The organism is Streptomyces sp. NPDC004327 (assembly GCF_042873935.1).
Taxonomy (GTDB): domain Bacteria; phylum Actinomycetota; class Actinomycetes; order Streptomycetales; family Streptomycetaceae; genus Streptomyces.
The window spans coordinates 814,680-832,981 of record NZ_JBIAME010000002.1 but is presented as its reverse complement, the minus strand read 5'-3'; the positions used below and the strand labels follow the sequence as shown (position 1 = coordinate 832,981).

Genomic DNA, 18,302 nt, shown 5'->3' with positions numbered 1-18,302 from the left:
GGGAGTGCTCCCAGGGGTACGGGAAGGGGGGCCGCCCCGGGTGGGGCGGCCCTGTAGCGTGCGGGGCGTCAGTTGCGGAAGGTGTCGTTCAGGGTGAGCCGGCCCGAGGCCGGGACCGTGGCCGTGCGGTTGGCACCCGACTCCCAGGTCACCGTGCCGGCGGCGTCCTTGCGGAGGTACTTGTACTCGAAGGCCGTGCCGGCGGGGAGCGGGACGGCGAGCTTCCAGACGGGGTACGAGGCCGGGTCGAGCTTCAGGGCCGCCGCCGGGGACCAGTCGCCGAGCTCCGGGCGGTTGCCGGTGACGTAGATGTCCTGGCCCGGGACGGTGGTGGCGTTGACTCCGAACGAGGTGCCCGTTGCCGCCGGCGGCTGGGAGGCGCAGGTCTTCGCGCCCACCTGCAGGGCCAGGGCCGTGTTGGCTCCCAGCGTCGCCGTGAACTGGCCCGAGGCGCTGACCGTGACCGGGTTGCCGGACTGCACGTCGCAGTAGGTGCCGGCGGCGAGGGAGGTCTGGAAGGTGCGGGTGAGCGGGGCGGCCTCGTGGTTGAGGGCCACGTACGCCTTGGCGCCCCGGCCGAAGGCGATCGCGTTGCCGCCGTTGTCCCACCAGTCGGTGACGGCCTGGCCGCGCGCGGTGTTGCGGAAGGCGACCATGGAGGCTATCTCGCGCCAGGCGTGCTGGCACTTCCAGCCGTCGCTGTAGCAGGCGTTGACCTGGTGGTTGGCGGGCGCGCCGGCGTCCTTGTCGGTCCACTCGTAGCCGGAGTGGACGTCCGGGGAGCCGTAGGGCCAGGCGAGCATGAAGACGGAGGCGAGGGTGTAGTTCGCGCCGTCCTTGTAGTTGAGGGTGTCGCCGCCGCGTTCGGTGTCGTGGTTGTCGACGAAGACGGCGGACTGGCCGGACGGCATGTAGCCCCACGCCTCGCCGAAGTTCTTCAGGTAGGCGAGCTTCTCGCCGAGGAAGACCCGCTTGAGGTCGCGGGCGTAGCGGAACTCCTGGACGTCGCCGTTGCCCAGGTACTCGCTCGGCTGGACGGCCTCGCCGGCGCCGTGGATCGCCTCCTGCTTCCAGTAGGCGTTCGGGTTCGTCAGGCGGGACTTGATGTTGGCCAGGTCGGCGGCCGGCATGTGCTTGGCCGCGTCGATGCGGAAGCCGTCGACGCCGAGGGAGAGCAGGTCGTTCAGGTACGCGGCGATGCGGCCGCGCACGTACTCCTCGCCGGTGTCGAGGTCGGCGAGGTTGACGAGCTCGCAGTTCTGGACGTTCGCCCGGTCCTGGTAGTTGGTGATGGCGGCGCGGCAGTCGTCCATGTCGGCCCCGGAGTAGACGCCGGGGTAGTTGTACTTGCTGTAGGTGGATCCGCCGGTGCCGGTGTAGGTGGCGCCCGGGTCCGCCGGGCCGGCCATGTGGTTGACGACGGAGTCGGCGACGACCTTCACGCCCGCCGCGTGGCAGGTGTCGATCATGGTCTTGAAGGCGGCGCGGTCGCCGAGCGGTCCGGCGATCCGGTAGCTGACGGGCTGGTAGGCGGTCCACCACTGGGAGCCCTGGACGCGTTCCTGGGGCGGGGAGACCTGCACGTAGCCGTAGCCGGCGGGGCCGAGCTGGTCGGTGCACGCCTTGGCCACCGAGGCGAAGTTCCACTCGAACATCACGGCCGTGACGTCCTTGTCGCCGGGGGCCGCGGCCCGGGCGGCGGTGGGGGGTGCCGTGACGGCCACAGCGGCTCCCGCCACAAGGGCGAGCGCAGCGGCCACGGTCTTTCTGGCCATGCTTCCTCCTGTGCGACGTCCCTGTCGCAAGAGCGAGTTCGCAAGAAGTTGCCGAAAGTGACAGCAACTGTTTTCAGCCGTGACCGTAGGGGCGTACAGGTGTGCGGTCAACCCCCCGCACACCTCAACGCAAGCGATTGCGCAAAGAGTTACGCGACGACGCGCGGCGACCGGGCCGGCGCCTGCGCCGTCGAGCCGCGCACCACCAGCTCCGGCTGGAACACGAACTCCGTGCGCTGGACCGGGTTTCCCTCGATCTCCTCCAGGAGCGCGCCCACCGCCGCCGTCGCCATGGCCTGCACCGGCTGCCGGACCGTCGTCAGCGGCGGGTCGGTGAACGCGATCAGCGGGGAGTCGTCGAAGCCGACGACGGACACGTCCGTGGGCACGTCGAGGCCCCGGGCGCGGGCGGCCCGGACGACGCCGAGCGCCATCAGGTCGGAGCCGCAGACGATGCCGGTGCAGCCCTCGGCGAGCAGCAGGTCGGCGGCGGCGTGGCCGCCCTCGACGCCGAACAGCGTGGGCCGCACGAAGCGTTCGGCCTCCGCCCGCTCGATGCCGAGCAGGGCGCGCAGCTCGGCGGCGAAGCCCTCCGCCTTGCGGCGCGAGGGCACGTAACGCGTCGGGCCGATGGCGAGGCCGATCCGCTCGTGGCCGAGTTCGACCAGGTGGCGCACGGCCATCCGGGCCGCGGCCCGGTCGTCGGGCGAGACGAAGTTGGCGTCGACGTGCTCGTTGAAGCCGTTGATGAGGACGAACGGCACCCCGCGGTCGGCGAGCCGGGTGTAGCGGGCCGGGTCGGCGGTGGCGTCCGCGTGCAGGCCGGACAGGAAGACGATGCCGGCCACCCCGCGCTCCACGAGCTGTTCGACCAGCTCGTCCTCCGTGGCGCCGCCGGGCATCTGGGTGCAGAGCACCGGGGTGTAGCCGTGGCCGGCCAGGACCTGCTCGATGACCTGGGCGAAGGCCGGGAAGATCGGGTTGGTCAGCTCGGGCACGACCAGGCCGATCAGCCCGGCGCTGCGCCGTTTGAGCCGTACGGGACGCTCGTAGCCGAGCACGTCGAGCGCGGCGAGCACCTTGTGCCGGGTCGCGCCGGCCACGCCCGCCTTGCCGTTGAGGACGCGGCTGACGGTGGCCTCGCTCACCCCGGACTGGGCGGCGATGTCCGCGAGCCGCGGGGCGCCCCCTCCGGCGCCCCGCGGCAGGGGGATCGTCACACCGCCCACCAGACGGTGGTGTCGGCGGGCAGCTCGACGACATCGCCGCCCGAACCGTCGACGGTGACGGGCTCGTTGGCGAGCAGGAACCGGCCGGGCAGCGGGACGGAGATGGCCCGGCCGGTGGTGTTGGCGGTGCAGACGAAGCCGTCGCGGCGGAAGGAGAGCACACCCTCGGGTGCCTCCAGCCACTCGACGGCCTCGCCCGCACCGAGTTCGGGACGCGCGCGGCGCAGGGCGAGCGCGTCGCGGTAGAGCTCCAGGGTGGAGCCGGGGTCGCCGGTCTGCGCCTCGACGCTGAGCTCGCCCCAGGTGGCGGGCTGCGGCAGCCAGGAGCCGCCGGACCCGAAGCCGTACGACGTGCCCCCGACGGTCCACGGGAGGGGCACCCGGCAGCCGTCGCGGAAGCCGTCCTGGCCGGAGGCCCGGAAGAAGGACGGGTCCTGGCGGACCTCGTCGGGCAGGTCGGTGACGTCGGGCAGGCCGAGCTCCTCGCCCTGGTAGACGTAGGCGGAGCCGGGCAGCGCCAGCATCAGCAGGGTCGCGGCGCGGGCCCGGCGCAGGCCGAGCGCGCGGTCGCCGGGGGTGCGCAGCTGGGTGCCGAGGCCCGCCGGGTTGGCGAAGCGGGTGGCGTGCCGGGTGACGTCGTGGTTGGAGAGCACCCAGGTGGTGGGGGCGGCGACGGGGCGCATCGCGGCGAGCGAGGCGTCGATCACCGTACGGAGCTCCTCGGCGTCCCAGTGGGTGCCCAGGTACTGGAAGTTGAACGCCTGGTGCATCTCGTCGGGGCGCACGTAGTTCGCGGTGCGGTCGACGGTCGGGGTCCAGGCCTCGGCGACGAGGACGCGCTCGCCGTCGTACTCGGCGAGGACCTTGCGCCAGGAGCGGTAGATCTCGTGGACGCCGTCCTGGTCGAAGAAGGGCATGACGTCGTTGCCGAGCAGCTTCAGCTGGTCGTGGCCGCCGATGTCGGGCAGGCCTTCGGCCTTGACGAGGCCGTGGGCGACGTCGACGCGGAAGCCGTCGACGCCCATGTCGAGCCAGAAGCGCAGGATGGAGCGGAACTCGTCGCGGACGGCCGGGTGTTCCCAGTTGAAGTCGGGCTGCTCGGGCGCGAAGAGGTGCAGGTACCAGTCGCCGGGAGTGCCGTCGGGGTTCTCGGTGCGGGTCCAGGCGGGACCGCCGAAGATGGACTCCCAGTCGTTGGGCGGGAGTTCGCCGTCCACGCCCTTGCCGGGGCGGAAGTGGTAGCGCTCGCGCAGCACCGAGCCGGGGCCCTCGCGCAGCGCGCGCTGGAACCACTCGTGCTGGTCGGAGGAGTGGTTGGGGACCAGGTCGACGATGATCCTCAGGCCCAGGGCGTGGGCGTCGCGGATGACGGCGTCGGCGTCGTGCAGCGTGCCGAACATGGGGTCGATGGCCCGGTAGTCGGCGACGTCGTAGCCGGCGTCGGCCTGCGGGGAGGCGTAGAACGGGGAGAGCCAGACGGCGTCGACGCCGAGTTCCTTCAGGTACGGAAGCCGGCTGCGGATGCCCATGAGGTCGCCCATGCCGTCGCCGTCGCCGTCGGCGAAGCTGCGCGGGTAGACCTGGTAGATCACCGCGTCTCTCCACCAGCCCGACTGCGTGCCGGTGGTCGGAGCGGCGTCAGCGGCGGCGGTGGCGAGGTGCTGGGTCATGTCTTCCTTGCGTCGTAAGGACATTCGTACGGTCCCCCGGTCTGTGCGTACGGGGTCGGTCCGGGCGTGCGGCTCGGGCTCAGCCCTTGACGGCGCCGGCGGACATGCCGGTCACCAGGTGGCGCTGGGCGAAGAGGAACACCAGGGCGGCGGGGATGGCGATGAGCACGGAGGCGGCGGTCATCGGGCCCCACTGGGCGCCGTACTGGTTGACGAACTTCTGCAGTCCGCCGGCGAGCGTGAGGTTCTCGTCGCCGACCATGAAGGCGGAGGCGTAGGCGACCTCGCTCCAGGCGGTGATGAAGGAGTAGAAGGCGGTGACGGCGATGCCCGGCTTGGCGAGCGGCAGGATCAGCCGCCAGAAGGTGCCGAAGGGGGTGAGGCCGTCGACGTGGCCCGACTCGTCGATCTCGCGCGGGATGGTGTCGAAGAAGCCCTTCATCATCCAGGCGCAGAACGGGACGGCGATGGTCAGGTACGTGATGACCAGGCCGGTCGGGCTGTTGAGCAGGCCCATCGACGCCATGATGTTGTAGATCGGCACGATGAGGACGGCGACCGGGAACATCTGGGTGACGAGCAGCGTCCACATCAGTCCGCGCTTGCCGGGGAAGCGGAAGCGGCTGACGGCGTAGCCGGTGGTGGAGGAGACGAAGACGCCGATCACGGTGGTGAGGGCGGCGACGAGCAGCGAGTTGCCGAACCAGGTGAGGAACGGGGTGTCCCGCAGCAGGCTCGTGTAGTTCTCGAGCGTCGGCTCCTTCACGAAGTCCGTGGTGGTGGCGAACTTCGCGGGCTTGAGCGAGGTCAGCAGGACCCACAGCACCGGGAAGACGGCGATCACGGAGGCGACGATCAGGGTGAGGTGCAGCCCGGCGGAGGCGAGCGGCGAACGCCGGCCGCGGCGGTACGCGCCGGCCTTGGCCTTGGCGGGCACGCGGGCGTGCGCGGGGGCGGAGGTGCGTGCGGTGGTCACCAGACTTCTCCCTGCTTGCGGAGGACCCGCCGGTAGACCGCGGCGAAGACCATCAGGAGGATCAGGATCAGCACGCCCCAGGTGGAGGACTGGGCGTAGTCGCGCGGGCTGATCTCGAAGGAGAACTTGTACGCCTGGGTCACCAGGATCTGGGTGGCCTCGCCGGGACCGCCCCGGGTGAGCAGGAAGATCACCGGGAACATGTTGAAGGTCCAGATGGTGCTCAGCAGGATCACGGTGGTGCTGACGGACCGCAGCCCGGGCAGGGTGATGTGCCGGAAGCGCTGCAGGGCGCCCGCGCCGTCCATCTCGGCGGCCTCGTACAGCTCGCCGGGTATGGACTGCAGGCCGCCGAGGAGGGCGACCATCATGAACGGGACGCCGAGCCAGACGTTGACGGCGATGACCGAGAACTTGGCCCAGGTGGGGTCGTTGAGCCACGGCACGGCGTCGATGCCGCCGCCCGCGAGCAGGCTGTTGAGGATGCCGCGGCGCTCGTCGTAGAGGAAGCGCCAGGCGAAGACGGAGACGAAGCCGGGGACCGCCCAGGGCAGGATGAGGAGCATCCGGTAGACGGAGCGGCCGGCGAACTTCCGGTTGAGCATGTTGGCGAGCGCGAGCCCGAGGGCGAAGGTCACCGAGACGCAGGAGACCGTCCACAGCAGCGTCCAGCCGAGGGTGGCGAGGAACTGGCTGCCGGTGAGCGCGTCGACGTAGTTGTCCACGCCGACGAACTCGTAGGTCGCCGGGATGTGGTTGACGCCGATGGAACGCTCGACGTTGCGTTCGTCGGCGTCGGTCAGCGACAGCCAGATGCCGCGGACCAGCGGGTATCCGATGATCACGCCGATCACGAGCACGACCGGGGCGACCATCGCCCAGGCGTACCAGTGGGTGGAGAGGGAACGCCTCACGCGTCCCTGCCGCTTGCCAGTGCCGCGGCTCCGGCCGCGGGCGACGTCGTCGCCCGCGGCCTTCGCCACCGACTGGCTGCTGGTGTCCACAGCCATCTAGCCGGTCTGCCTTCCTTCACGCGTCCTGCGAGGGAGTCCTGCGGTGGGTGTTACTTCCAGCCCTTGAGGAGCTTGCGGTAGGAGTCGCCCGCCGCCTTCGCTCCGTCCTCGGGGCTGCTCTGGTTGGTGAGGACCTTGGTGTACTCGGTGACGAGCGGCGCGAAGAGGCTGCCGCCCTCCGGGATCCAGGGGCGCTCGACGGCCTTGTCGACGACGGGCTTGAAGAAGCCGATCATCGGGTTGGTGGCGACACCGGGCTCGGAGTAGGCCGACTGGCGGGTCGGGAGCAGGCTGAGCTGCTTGGCGACCTTGATCTGCACCTCGGGCGAGCTCATGTACTGGACGAAGGCGTAGGAGGCGTCCAGGTTCTTGGAGCCGGCGTAGACGGCGAGGTTGTGGCCGCCCTGCGGGGCGCCCTGGCCGGCGGAGCCGGCCGGGACCGGGGCGATGCCCAGGTTCGCCTTGTCGGCGAACTCCTTGCCCGTGTAGGTGTCGGCGACGGCCCACGGGCCGTTGATCATCATCGCGACCTTGCCGTCCTTGAAGGCGGCCTGCATGTTGTCCCAGCCGTTGGTCGCGTCGGTGATCGCGGCCTTGGAGTCGACGAGGTCCTTGACGGTCTTGAAGGCCTTCACGCCGGCCGGGTTGTCGATGGTGACGGTCTTGCTGTCGGCGTTGACCATGTCACCGCCCTCGCCGTACAGGAAGGAGAGGAACCAGTAGGCGTCGTCGCCGCGCAGGTAGAGGCCGGTCTTGCCGGTCTTCTGCTTGATCTTGGCGGAGACGGCCTTGAGCTCGTCGATGGTCTTGGGGACCTCGACACCGGCGTCCTTGAAGATCTTCTTGTTGTAGAAGATGCCCATGGAGTCGATGACCTGCGGCGCGGCGTAGGTCTTGCCGTTGTACTTGGTGGAGGCGGCGGCCTGCGGGAGGTAGTCGTCCTGGTTCTTCAGGGCGGCGGTGCCGTCCAGCGGCGCGAGGTAGCCGAGGTTCGCGAAGTCCGGGGTCCAGGCGACCTCGGAGCGGATCACGTCGGGGGCGCCGGAGCCGGACTGGGCGGCGTTCTTGAACTTGTTCTGGGCATCGCCGAAGGGCACGTTGACGTACTTGACGGTGACCTTGGGGTGCTGCTTGGTGAAGTCCTCGGCGATCTGCTTGAAGACCTTGTCCTCGGAGCCGACCGTGGAGGTGTCCCACCAGGTCACGGTGCCGGAGAGCTCGCCCGAGCCCTTCGAGCCGCCGCCGGCGGAACCGTTGTCGCCGCTTCCGCAGGCCGCCAGGGACACGCCCAGGGCCGCGACCAGCGCGGTGGCCGCTATGCCACGCCGCATGTGCACTCCTTCAGATTCCCGGGTGGACGAGGGGCTCGAACCTTCCTCATGCGACCGCTCCCTCGCGGCGCGCCGGGCTGGGCAGGAACGTAACAGGGATGAAAACTCGCCGAAAGACCTTGCGGGAAATTTCTGCAAGACCGGGCGATCGTTACATCCGCGTGTCCCGAAGGTTGCCGATGAGCCGCTTGACAGCGACGGGAGGCCGGTCCGGCTTGCAAGATCTTGCGCAAGAAGGCCCGCACGGGGGCGGCGGTGGCCGGAAGGCGGCCACGGTGGGCAATCCGATCCGCGAGCGGTACAGTCCACTCCCATGACCGCGCGGCTCTCCGACATCGCAGCCCAGGCGGGGGTCAGTGAAGCCACAGTCAGCCGCGTGCTCAACGGCAAGCCCGGTGTGGCCGCGGCCACCCGTGAATCCGTCCTCGCCGCGCTCGACGTGCTCGGCTACGAGCGTCCCGTACGGCTGCGCCAGCGCAGCGCGGGCCTCGTCGGACTGATAACCCCCGAGCTGGACAACCCGATCTTCCCCGCGCTCGCGCAGGTCATCGGGCAGGCCCTCACCCGGCAGGGATACACCCCGGTGCTCGCCACCCAGACCCCCGGCGGGTCCACGGAGGACGAGCTGGTGGACATGCTGGTCGAGCGGGGCGTGGCCGGCATCATCTTCGTCTCCGGGCTGCACGCCGACACCACGGCCGACATGGGCCGCTACGACCGGCTGCGCGGCAAGGGCGTCCCGTACGTCCTGATCAACGGCTTCTCCGCCAAGGTGCAGGCGCCCTTCGTCTCCCCCGACGACCGGGCCGCGATGGTGCTCGCCGTGACGCACCTGGCGGCGCTCGGGCACTCCCGGATCGGGCTCGCGGTCGGGCCGAAGCGGTTCGTGCCGGTGCTGCGCAAGATCGAGGGTTTCGGCAAGGGCATGCGGGAGCGGTTCGGGCTCTCCCCGGAGGAGACCGACGAGCTGGTCCAGCACTCGCTCTACACGCTGGAGGGCGGCCAGGCCGCCGCCGCCGCGCTGATCGCCAAGGGCTGCACGGCGATCGTGTGCGCGAGCGACATGATGGCGCTCGGCGCGATCCGGGCGGCCCGGCAGCAGGGGCTCCAGGTGCCGAGGGACGTCTCGGTGGTCGGCTTCGACGACTCCCCGCTCATAGCGTTCACCGATCCGCCGCTCACCACGATCCGCCAGCCCGTGCAGGCGATGGGGCAGGCGGCGGTCCGGGCGCTCCTGGAGGAGATCGGCGGGACGCCGGCGCCGCACAGCGAGTTCGTCTTCATGCCGGAGCTGGTGGTGCGCGGTTCGACCGCCTCGGCGCCCGCGCCGGCGCCGGCTTCCCCTACGTCCTGAGGCGTAGGGGGATGCGCCTCATACCCGACCGAGGGATGATCGGTCGAGGAGACGACATCTGGCAAACTCTCCTCCTATGGGTGAAACGACCGTGAAGACCTCGGAAATTCGGACGACCCCGTCGTCACCCATCGTGGCCGACGGCTGGTTCGCGCGCGCCCTGCGGTCCCGTACGCCCCGGCGTCCGCGGATCTGGTTCGAGGTGCTCCTGATCGCGGTCAGCTACTGGACGTACTCGCTCATCCGCAACGCGGTGCCGGAGCAGAAGGCCCAGGCCCTCAAGAACGCCGACTGGGTGTGGCAGACCGAGCACACCCTCGGGCTCGCCTTCGAGCACGCCGTCAACCAGGCCGTGAACTCGGTGACCTGGCTGATCGTGGGCATGAACTACTACTACGCCACGCTGCACTTCGTCGTGACCATCGGTGTGCTCGTGTGGCTGTACCGATGGCATCCGGGCCGTTACGCGGCGTTCCGCACCGTCCTGTTCGCCACCACGGCCGTGGCCCTGGTCGGCTACTACCTGTACCCCCTCGCGCCGCCCCGGCTGATGACCGGCGGCCACTTCACCGACACCGTGCTCGTGCACGACACCTGGGGCTCGATGGCCTCGGGCAACCTCAAGCACATGTCGAACCAGTACGCGGCGATGCCGTCGATGCACATCGGCTGGTCGCTGTGGTGCGGGCTCACCGTCTTCCTGCTCGCGAAGGCGCCCTGGGCGCGGATCCTCGGCCTGCTGTACCCGACGGCGACGCTGGTCGTCATCGTGGCCACCGCCAACCACTTCTGGATGGACGCGCTGGGCGGCGCGGTCTGCCTGACCTTCGGCTTCGCGGTGTCGTACGTCTGGTTCGGCACGCATCCGCACCGGCTGCCGAAGCTCGTGGAGCCGGCGACGGTGCCGGCGCGGGACGCCGGGCCGGAGGCCCAGGACGGGCCCGCGCCGAAGGACTCTCCGGCGGACTCCCCCGAGCGCGTCGGCTCCGGCCGCTAGGGCCTGTCCGGCGGATCGGGGTCGGACAGGCCCCAGGCCGGACCGGCACCCGGTCCGGCCTCCTCCTCCACCCCACTATGCACTCCATGTATACATGCTGCGTATAGTCGGCCCCATGACCTCGCTCTCACGGCTGCTCAAGGCGATCGTCGTCACCGTGCTCGCCGTCGCCGCCGCCCATCTGATCCTCTCCGACACCCTGAACCTGGGCCTGATGGGCCAGGCCGCGGCGTCGCTCGGCAGCCCGCAGGGCTACTCGTACGACCAGGCGTTCACGACCGCGCTGATGAACACGGCGCTGGTGATGCCGCTGGTGCTGTGGATCGGCATGCGGATCGCCGGGGAGCGCGGGCTGAAGGTGGTGGTGCCGGTCGGGACCGCCGGCTGGATCGCCGCCGTGTGGCACGGGGTCGACCTCATCGACGACCGGCCGGGCGCGATCCTCCCGTGGCACTCGCTCGCCCTGGTGGTGGCGGTGACGGCACTCGCCTCGCTCGTACCGACGAGGGCCGGGAACGGGCGCTAGGACCGCTCCTGCCCTGATCCGCGGGACACGGGGCCCCAGGCGCCGTAGCCCCTGGATGCCGTAGACCCTGGGCGCCGCAGACCCTAGGCGCCGTAGAACAGCTCCTCCATCACCGCCCGCGCCCGGCGGGTGATCCGGCGGTAGTCGTCGACCATCTCCCCGACGTGGCCGGGCGCGTAGCCCAGGTAGCGGCCGACCGCGGCCAGCTCGCGCGGCTCGGAGGGGAAGGTGTCGCCGGCCCGGCCGCGGACCAGCATGACCGCGTTGCGCACCCGGGTGGCGAGCACCCAGGCCTCGTCCAGCGTCTGCGCCTCCTCCGTGCCGATGAGCCCGGCGGCGTGGGCGGCGGCCAGGGCCTCGCGGGTCCGGGTGGTGCGCAGGCCCGGCTCGGCCCAGCCGTGCCGCATCTGGAGCAGCTGGACGGTCCACTCGACGTCGCTGAGGCCGCCGCGGCCGAGCTTGGCGTGCAGGGTCGGGTCGGCGCCGCGCGGGAGGCGCTCGGTCTCCATGCGGGCCTTGAGACGGCGGATCTCGCGCACCGCCTCCTCGCCGAGCCCCTCCATCGGGTAGCGCAGCGGGTCGACGAGCTCGACGAAGCGCTGCCCGAGCTCGCGGTCGCCGGCCATCGGCTCGGCCCGCAGCAGCGCCTGCGACTCCCAGACCAGCGACCAGCGGCGGTAGTACGCCTCGTACGACTTCAGGGTGCGGACCATCGGGCCGCTCTTGCCCTCGGGGCGCAGGTCGGCGTCGATGAGCAGCGGCGGGTCGGCGGTGGGCAGCTGGAGCAGCCGGCGCATCTCGGTGACGACCCGGTTCGCGGCCTTCGCCGCCTCCTGCTCGTCGACGCCCTCGCGCGGCTCGTGCACGAACAGGACGTCGGCGTCGGAGCCGTAGCCGAGCTCGTGTCCGCCGAAGCGGCCCATCCCGATGACGGCGAACCGGGTCGGCAGCTCCTCGCCCCACTCGGCGCGCACGGCGGCCCGGAGCGCGCCGGCGATGGTGGCGGCGTTGAGGTCGGTGACGGCCCGGCCGACGCGGTCGACCAGGGCGCCGGGGTCGGCCTCGCGGGGGTTGTCCTCGGTGCCGTAGGAGGCGATGAGGTCGGCCGCGGCGGTACGGAACAGCTCGCGGCGGCGCACGCCGCGGGCCGCGGCCACCGCCTGCTCGGCGCCGCCGGCGCGGCCGACGGCGGCGAGCACCTCCTGTTCGAGGTGGTCCTGGCCGCGCGGCTTCAGGCCCTCCGGGTCGCCGAGGATGGCGACCGCCTCGGGGGCGCGCAGCAGCAGGTCGGGGGCGAGGCGGCCGGCGGAGAGGACCCGGGCGAGGTTCTCGGCGGCGGCGCCCTCGTCGCGCAGCAGGCGCAGGTACCAGGGCGTCTTGCCGAGCGCGTCGGAGACCTTGCGGAAGCCGAGCAGGCCCGCGTCCGGGTCGGCCGAGTCGGCGAACCAGCCGAGCAGCACCGGAAGCAGCGTGCGCTGGATGGCGGCCTTGCGGCTGACGCCGGAGGACAGCGCCTCCAGGTGGCGCAGGGCGGCGGCCGGGTCGGCGTAGCCGAGCGCTTCGAGCCGCTGGCCCGCGGCCTTGGGGCTGAGCCGGATCTCGCCGGGCGCCAGCTGGGCGACGGCGTCGAGGAGCGGCCGGTAGAACAGCTTCTCGTGCAGCCGGCGCACCACGGCCGCGTGCCGCTTCCACTCCCGGTTGAGCTCGTTGACCGGGTCGGTGCGCAGGCCGAGGGAGCGGCCGAGGCGGCGCAGGTCGGCCTCGCCCTCGGGGACGAGGTGGGTGCGGCGCAGCCGGTAGAGCTGGATGCGGTGCTCCATGGCGCGCAGGAAGCGGTAGGCGTCGTCGAGCTGGGCGGCGTCGGCGCGGCCCACGTACCCGCCGGCGGCGAGGGCTTCGAGCGCGACGAGGGTGGTGCCGCTGTGCAGGCCGGCGTCGCTGCGGCCGTGCACCAGCTGCAGCAGCTGTACGGCGAACTCGACGTCCCTGAGGCCGCCGGGGCCGAGCTTCAGCTCGCGTTCGACGTGGCCGGCGGGGATGTTGTCGACGACCCGGCGGCGCATCTTCTGCACGTCGGGCACGAAGTTCTCGCGCTCGGCGGCCTGCCAGACCAGCGGGGAGACGGCGTCGACGTACGCGGCGCCGAGCTCGGCGTCGCCGGCCACCGGGCGGGCCTTCAGCAGGGCCTGGAACTCCCAGGTCTTGGCCCAGCGCTGGTAGTAGGCGAGGTGCGAGGAGAGGGTGCGGACCAGCGGCCCGTTGCGGCCCTCGGGGCGGAGGTTGGCGTCGACGGGCCAGATGACGCCCTCGACGGTGGTCTCGGAGCAGATCCGCATGAGGTGCGAGGCGAGGCGGGTCGCGGCCTGCAGCGCCTGGGCCTCCTCCGTGCCGTCCGCGGCCTCGCCGACGAAGATGACGTCGACGTCGGAGACGTAGTTGAGCTCGTTGCCGCCGCACTTGCCCATGGCGATCACGGCGAGCCGGCACCGGGCCGCGTCCTCGGGCGCGGCGGCCGTGGCGATGCGCAGCGCGGCGCGCAGGGTGGCGGTGGCGAGGTCGGCGAGTTCGGCGGCGGTCTGGGCGACGTCGGCGGAGCCGCACACGTCACGGGCCGCGATGGCGAGCAGACAGCGCCGGTAGGCGACGCGCAGCGTCACCGGGTCGACGGCCTCGGCGAGCCCGCGCTCGAACTCGGCGACGCCCGGGTGCAGGTCGGCCGCCTCGTAGGTGACGAGCGCCTGCCAGTCGTGCGGGTGCCGGGCCAGGTGGTCGGCGAGCGCCTCGGAGGCGCCGAGCACCCCGAGCAGCCGGTCCCGGAACGGCTTCGCGGCCAGCAGCGTGGTGGTGAGGGCGGGCCGGTCGGCGGGCGGCTGCGCCTCGACGAGCCGGACCAGGCCGCGCAGCGCGAGGTCGGGGTCGGCGGTGGCGCCGAGGGCGTCGAGCAGCACGGCGTCGTCGCGCAGCGGGGCGAGGTCGTCCAGGTCGAGCAGCCGTCCGGCGGCGGACGGGTCGGTGAACCCGTGCCGCAGCAGCCGGGTGAACGTACTGCTCCTGCGTCCCGGCGCCGTCATGCCGCCGCTCCCTCCGCCGTCCCCGTGCCGCTTGGTCAAGAGTGCGCGATCGAGCCTATCCGGCGAACCGTTCCGGATGCGCGGCAGCGCCCTTGTGCGGGAGGGTGGTACCGACCGTACGCGAGCGAGGGGACGAGACCGTGGACTGGACGCTGGAAGTCGTCGCCGTACCCGTCACCGACCTGGACCGGGCCAAGGAGTTCTACGGGGAGAAGTGCGGCTTCACGGTCGACCTGGACCAGGAGGTGGCCCCGGGCGTCCGCATCATCCAGATCACCCCGCCCGGCTCGCGCTGCTCGATCTCCCTCGTCCGGGGCATGCCGCCGTTCCCCGGCGGCCACGAGGCGGCCCCCGGCTCCCTGCAGGGCCTCCAGCTGTGCGTCACCGACATCGACGCGGCCCGCGAGCAGCTGGTCGCGGCGGGCGTGGAGGTGTCGCCGGTGCGGCACGTGGGCGCGACGGGCTGGGAGGAGGGCAAGGGCGGGACGTGGAACTCGTTCATGGCCTTCAGCGATCCGGACGGCAACGGGTGGACGGTGCAGGAGGCGCCCTCGGAGCTGTCCGAACGCTGACCCGACGGTGACGTCCAGGCACTGACGTCCCGACGGTCACGTCCCCGTCCCCGCGGTGCGTCCCGGCGCTGGTGTCCGGTGCTGATGTCCGGCGTTGATGTCCGGCGTTGATGTCCGGCGTTGATGTCCGGCGTTGATGTCCTGGCGCCGGCGTGACGGCGAACGCGCGGCGTCGCCATTCCGTCCCGAAGCGTGGCAGAGCGGATCCGCCAAGGGGCCCGTGCACAGCGGGTTCTGACGTCTGGTTAGCGTCCGGGCCCATGTGGAGAACACGATCACGGCCCCGGCTGCGCGCCGGGGCGTTCCTGACCTCGCTCGCGTCCCTCGCCGCCCTCTGCGGGCTCGGCGCCGCCGCCGCGCCGCCCGCCGCGGCCGCCGGCGCGGCCCTGTCCGACGCCAACCGCATCGGCACCCAGCAGATCCTCTTCCGCTCCGGAACGGCCGGCTACGGCTGCTTCCGCATCCCCACCCTGGTGCGGACGAAGTCGGGCGCGCTGCTCGCCTTCGCCGAGGCGCGCACCTCGCCGTCCTGCGCCGACCGCGGCCCCATCGACACGGTGATGCGCCGCTCGACCAACGACGGCCGGACCTGGGGCCCGATACGGGTGGTGCTCTCGGGCAGCGAGACCGATCCCGAGGCACCGTACGTCCGGGGCAACGCCTCCCCCGTCGCCGATCTCGTCTCCGGTGACGTCTTCCTGCTGTCCAACTCCGAGAAGGCCGTCCCGACCGACGGCGAGTACCGCAGGTCGTGGGTGCAGAAGAGCACCGACGACGGCCTGACCTGGGGCGCACCGCAGCCGGCCCCGCGGCTGACCGCGAACGGCACCGGCTGGTTCGGCACCGGCCCCGGCCACGGCATCCAGCTGAAGGAGGGCACGCACGCCGGGCGGCTGCTCGTCGGCGCGTACGAGCGGCTCAGCGGCACCGACGCCCGCGCCGGCGTGCTCTACAGCGACGACCACGGCGCGACCTGGCAGGCGAGCACCACCGTCAACTCGTACGCGACGGACGCCGCCGGCACCCCGGTCGCCAAGCCCGGCGAGCCGTCCGTCGCCGAGCTGCCGGGCGGCCGGGTGTACGTCAGCGCCCGCAGCCCGTACGACGCCGGGCACCGGATGCACGCCATCAGCGAGGACGGCGGCGCGACCGTGCCGAAGCTGGCCCTCACCGGCGGCTGGACCGGCCCGGACGTCGACGCCTCGGTGCTCGCCCCGGCCCGCACCTACCGTTCGGTCCCCGGCGACCTGCTGCTCATGTCCGCCCCGGCGCATCCCGTCAACCGCCAGGAGATGCGGATCCGCTACTCCACCGACAACGGCACGACCTGGACGAACGCGCCCGGCGGCCTGCTGAGCACGGCGGCCGCCGACCGGGCGGGCTACTCCGACCTGGCCGAACTGTCCGAGGGCGAGTTCGGCCTGCTCTACGAGGGCGGGCCCAGCTTCTCCGCCGAGAACGTCTACTTCGACCGCTTCCGCGCCGCCGACCTCCAGCTGCCGGCCTCGGTCACCCACCTCGGCTCCGCGCTCCCCGCGCCCAGCCCGGCCGCCGGGCGCACCACCCCGGACCGGACCGCCGAGGCCAATGACGGCTATCTCTCCACCGGCGCCGCCCTCGGCTCCGGCGCCGTCTACCCGCCGGCCGGGCCCTCGGTCTCCTTCGGGCAGGGCCTGGTCCTCGACGGCGTCGACGGCCACGCCGACCTGCCGTACACCCCCTCGCTCGACCCGGGCGCGGGAGACGTCACGTACTCGCTGTTCTTCAAGTACGACACGACGACGGGCAGCCCGCAGCAGGCGCTGTTCTGGGCGTACGGGGTCGGCTCGGCCAAGCCGCAGGTGTGGGTGCGGGCGCAGCCCGGCCTGAACCGGATCTACGCCTGGGTGCAGGGCACCGGCGGCACCGCGACGGCCACGCTGGGCGGCCTTGACCAGGCGAAGCCCGCCTTCGGCGACGGCCAGTGGCACCACCTCACGCTGGTCCGCTCCGGCGGCACCGTGACCCTGGACGTCGACGGGCTGACCGGCACCCAGCAGGGCACGGTCTCCGGCGCGCTCGCCGGCCCGCGCACCGACAACGCCGCCGGGCTCGGCGTCGAGATCGGCGACAAGCCGGTCGTGGACCCGGTCGGCGCGCCCGTGGACGGCTTCACCGGCGCCGTCGACGAGTTCCGGCTCTACCGGACCGCCCTGCCGGCCGACCAGCGCGCCCTGCTGCGCGGCGCCGGCGCCGCCGGCGTGGCCCCGGACAGGCTGGCCGCGCACCTGCCGTTCCAGGTCGTCGACACCGCCGACCCGGCGGCGCTGCGCACCACCCGGATCCAGGACGACGTGTCCGGCCACTGCGCCGACGGCACGCTGCTCGGCACCACGTCCTCCGAGAGCGCCCTGACCGGCGGGCGGATCGGCGGCGGCGCGCTGGTCGTGAACAGCGCGCTGCCGGGCGTGGAGGTGCCGTACGTGCCCGCCCTCGACACCGGCGCGGGCGACTTCACCTTCACGCTCTGGTTCCGCTACGCCTCCACCGCGACCACCCCGGACGCGGCGCTGATGTGGGCGTACGGCTCCACCTCGGGCAAGCCGTCGCTGTGGGTGCGCGCGAAGCCGGCGCTCGACAGGCTGACGGTCCGGGCGGAGACGGCCGCCGGCGCGGTCACGATCGACCTGCCGGACACCCAGCCGGCCGGCCAGAGCGACCGGCGTGCCTTCGGCGACGACCAGTGGCACCTGCTGACGCTGACCCGGAGCGCCGGCGCGGCGCCGGGCTCCCGGCTGACGCTGGCCGTCGACGGCAGCGAGCGGACGGCCGACGGCCTGTCCGGTTCCTTCACCGACGGCATCGCCACCCCCGAGGGCTTCCGGATCGGTTCGAAGCCGACCGGCACGGACGTCCTGACCGGGGTGCTCGACGACTTCCGCTTCTACGGGCGGGTGCTGTCCGCCGCGGACGTCGCCGACCTGGCCGACACTCCCATGGGTGGCTGGGCCCCGCCGAAGGACCCCGCCCTGTGGTGGTCCATGGAACCGGGCAACACCGAGCAGCACCTGGTGATGCGGCCGGTCGACGACGCGTCGACGCGCGCCACGCCCGACGCCGGCACGCACTGCGGCCACGGGTACGTACGGGGCGGCGCGACGGCCTCGGCGACGGGCGCCAAGTACGGCCGGGCGCTGGACTTCGACGGCACGGACGACGCCGTCGAGCTGCCGTACGGCGACGCGAAGGCGCTCGGCGCGGGCGACTTCACGCTGGCCGCGTGGGTGCGCTACCAGGACGGGCTCAACACCACGCCGGTGCTCGCCTGGGCGTACGGCGTGGGCGGCGGCGAGCGGCAGATCTGGCTGCGGGCGGTGCCCGCGCAGAACAAGGTGACGGCCCTGTTCCAGACGGACGCGGCGACCACCACGCTGGACGTCGCCGCCCCGCAGGGCACGGCGTTCGGCGACGGCGCCTGGCATCTGGTGGCGCTGCGCCGCCAGGGCGGGGCGCTGACCCTGTCGGTGGACGGCACGAGCGCCACGAAGCAGGCGCCGGCGGGCTCGGTGACGTACGACGACGGCTTCGACGTGCGCGGCTTCACGCTCGGCGCCCGCCCCGACGGCACGGCGGCGGACCGCTTCCGCGGCTCGATGGACGAGTTCCGGCTGGTCCGCCGGGCCCTGTCGGACGGCGAGCTGACGGCGCTGCGGTCGGCGGACACGCCCGTCCCGGCGGACTCGGCGACAGCGGTCCGGCTGCCGTTCGACACGGTGACGGCGGCGGGCGCGTACGCCCGGATGTGAGCC

The 18,302-nt window shown here is 72.5% G+C and carries 12 protein-coding genes; 5 read left to right on the top strand and 7 right to left on the bottom strand.

The genetic code is table 11. From position 1 onward, the window contains the following. Window positions 1-68 precede the first annotated feature (68 nt). The 6 genes from ACFYU9_RS09910 to ACFYU9_RS09885 all read right to left on the bottom strand — a co-directional run bounded on the left by ACFYU9_RS09910 (window position 69) and on the right by ACFYU9_RS09885 (window position 7,994). Entirely contained in the window at window positions 69-1,775 is a 1,707-nt protein-coding gene (locus tag ACFYU9_RS09910; protein WP_389344015.1) for a carbohydrate-binding module family 20 domain-containing protein, read from the bottom strand. Window positions 1,776-1,924: 149 nt separating this feature from the next. Further along, window positions 1,925-3,004: a LacI family DNA-binding transcriptional regulator gene (locus ACFYU9_RS09905; protein ID WP_389205506.1), complete on the bottom strand. Its 1,080-nt coding sequence runs from the start codon at window positions 3,002-3,004 to the stop codon at window positions 1,925-1,927. Further along, window positions 2,992-4,674: an alpha-amylase family glycosyl hydrolase gene (locus tag ACFYU9_RS09900; protein ID WP_389344013.1), complete on the bottom strand. Its 1,683-nt coding sequence runs from the start codon at window positions 4,672-4,674 to the stop codon at window positions 2,992-2,994. The genes ACFYU9_RS09905 and ACFYU9_RS09900 overlap by 13 nt, the downstream gene beginning before the upstream one ends. Before the next feature lie 79 nt (window positions 4,675-4,753). Then, a complete protein-coding gene (locus ACFYU9_RS09895; RefSeq protein ID WP_389206705.1) occupies window positions 4,754-5,653 on the bottom strand; it encodes a sugar ABC transporter permease in 900 nt (299 codons plus the stop codon). Further along, window positions 5,647-6,660, bottom strand: a complete 1,014-nt coding sequence (locus ACFYU9_RS09890) for a carbohydrate ABC transporter permease (protein WP_389205511.1) — start codon at window positions 6,658-6,660, stop codon at window positions 5,647-5,649. Before ACFYU9_RS09890 ends, ACFYU9_RS09895 begins: the two co-directional genes overlap by 7 nt. 53 nt (window positions 6,661-6,713) lie before the next feature. Then, window positions 6,714-7,994, bottom strand: a complete 1,281-nt coding sequence (locus tag ACFYU9_RS09885) for an extracellular solute-binding protein (RefSeq protein ID WP_389205513.1) — start codon at window positions 7,992-7,994, stop codon at window positions 6,714-6,716. Between the two features lie 313 nt (window positions 7,995-8,307). Here ACFYU9_RS09885 and ACFYU9_RS09880 point away from each other — a divergent pair, with 313 nt between their 5' ends. The 3 genes from ACFYU9_RS09880 to ACFYU9_RS09870 all read left to right on the top strand — a co-directional run bounded on the left by ACFYU9_RS09880 (window position 8,308) and on the right by ACFYU9_RS09870 (window position 10,871). Beyond that, window positions 8,308-9,348: a LacI family DNA-binding transcriptional regulator gene (locus tag ACFYU9_RS09880; RefSeq protein WP_389344011.1), complete on the top strand. Its 1,041-nt coding sequence runs from the start codon at window positions 8,308-8,310 to the stop codon at window positions 9,346-9,348. A gap of 76 nt (window positions 9,349-9,424) precedes the next feature. Continuing rightward, on the top strand, window positions 9,425-10,345 hold the full coding sequence (locus ACFYU9_RS09875; RefSeq protein ID WP_389205517.1) for a phosphatase PAP2 family protein: 921 nt from the start codon (window positions 9,425-9,427) through the stop codon (window positions 10,343-10,345). A gap of 115 nt (window positions 10,346-10,460) precedes the next feature. Continuing rightward, window positions 10,461-10,871, top strand: a complete 411-nt coding sequence (locus ACFYU9_RS09870) for a hypothetical protein (RefSeq protein ID WP_389344009.1) — start codon at window positions 10,461-10,463, stop codon at window positions 10,869-10,871. Window positions 10,872-10,954: 83 nt separating this feature from the next. Here the strand turns inward: ACFYU9_RS09870 and ACFYU9_RS09865 are convergent, their stop codons facing one another. After that, entirely contained in the window at window positions 10,955-13,942 is a 2,988-nt protein-coding gene (locus ACFYU9_RS09865) for a bifunctional [glutamine synthetase] adenylyltransferase/[glutamine synthetase]-adenylyl-L-tyrosine phosphorylase (RefSeq protein WP_389344007.1), read from the bottom strand. Between the two features lie 140 nt (window positions 13,943-14,082). Here ACFYU9_RS09865 and ACFYU9_RS09860 point away from each other — a divergent pair, with 140 nt between their 5' ends. Beyond that, window positions 14,083-14,514, top strand: coding sequence for a VOC family protein (locus ACFYU9_RS09860; RefSeq protein WP_389205523.1), 432 nt, complete (start codon window positions 14,083-14,085; stop codon window positions 14,512-14,514). A gap of 260 nt (window positions 14,515-14,774) precedes the next feature. Further along, entirely contained in the window at window positions 14,775-18,299 is a 3,525-nt protein-coding gene (locus ACFYU9_RS09855; RefSeq protein ID WP_389344005.1) for a LamG-like jellyroll fold domain-containing protein, read from the top strand. Window positions 18,300-18,302: the final 3 nt, after the last annotated feature.